The sequence below is a fragment of the Rhizobacter sp. P2_H2 genome, assembly GCF_056403375.1.
Window position 1 is genome coordinate 1 of sequence record NZ_JBFUFP010001490.1, and the last position, 1,015, is coordinate 1,015.

Genomic DNA, 1,015 nt, shown 5'->3' on the forward strand with positions numbered 1-1,015 from the left:
GTCGCCGACCTTGGCGCGCACGAACTCGATGTCCTGCGCCTTCAGCGCCACCTCGACCGCCATGTTGGTCATCAGCGTGCCGACCGCGCCGGGCACGCGTTGCCCCTGCGCCAGGCGGTCGGCCACCATCACGTAGAGCAGCTCGTCGCCGTTGTAGAGGCGGCCGTCGGCATCGACCAGTTGCAGGCGGTCGGCATCGCCATCGAGCGCGACACCGTAGTCCGCCTGGTTCTCGCGCACCGCCTTGACCAGGGCGGCCGGCGCGGTGGCACCGAAACCGGCGTTGATGTTGAGGCCGTCGGGGTTGCAGCCGATCGCGATGACCTCGGCACCCAGTTCGTGGAACACGTCGGGCCCGGATTGGTAGCCCGCCCCGTGCGCCGCATCGACGACGATCTTCAGGCCCTTCAGCGACAGGTCGTTGCTGAAGGTGCTCTTGCAGAACTCGACGTAGCGGCCGCGCGCTGCCTCGAGCCGGCGCGCCTTGCCGAGCTGGGCCGAGTCGACCCATTGCGCGGGCTCTTCGAGGGCCGCCTCGACACGCTGCTCCCACTCGTCGGGCAGCTTCTCGCCGCGCGCCGAGAAGAACTTGATGCCGTTGTCCGGGTAGGCGTTGTGCGAGGCGCTGATCACGACCCCGAGGTCCAGCCGCAGCGCGCGCGTGAGATACGCGACGCCCGGGGTCGGCAGCGGGCCGGTGAGCAGCACGTCGACGCCGGCCGACGCGAAACCGGCTTCGAGCGCCGATTCGATCATGTAGCCGGAGATCCGCGTGTCCTTGCCGATCAGCACCGTCGGCTTGGCAATGTCGGCCTTCAACACCCGGCCCACCGCATGGCCGAGGCGCAGCATGAAATCGGGGGTGATCGGCGATTGGCCGACGGTCCCGCGGATGCCGTCGGTGCCGAAATAGGTTCTGCTCATGCGCTTGTCTCCACGCCCAGGATCTGTGAGGACGGGATTTTGCGGCAACTAGCGCCCGCCGCCGTCGATCAGCCCGGCGGCACCCCACACC

General features: G+C 68.9%; 1 protein-coding gene. It reads right to left on the reverse strand.

Annotated features, from left to right (window positions below):
* Window positions 1–924: phosphohexomutase domain-containing protein (locus AC1D15_RS34170; RefSeq protein ID WP_477829569.1), on the reverse strand; the 924-nt coding region annotated here is incomplete at its 3' end.
* Window positions 925–1,015: the final 91 nt, after the last annotated feature.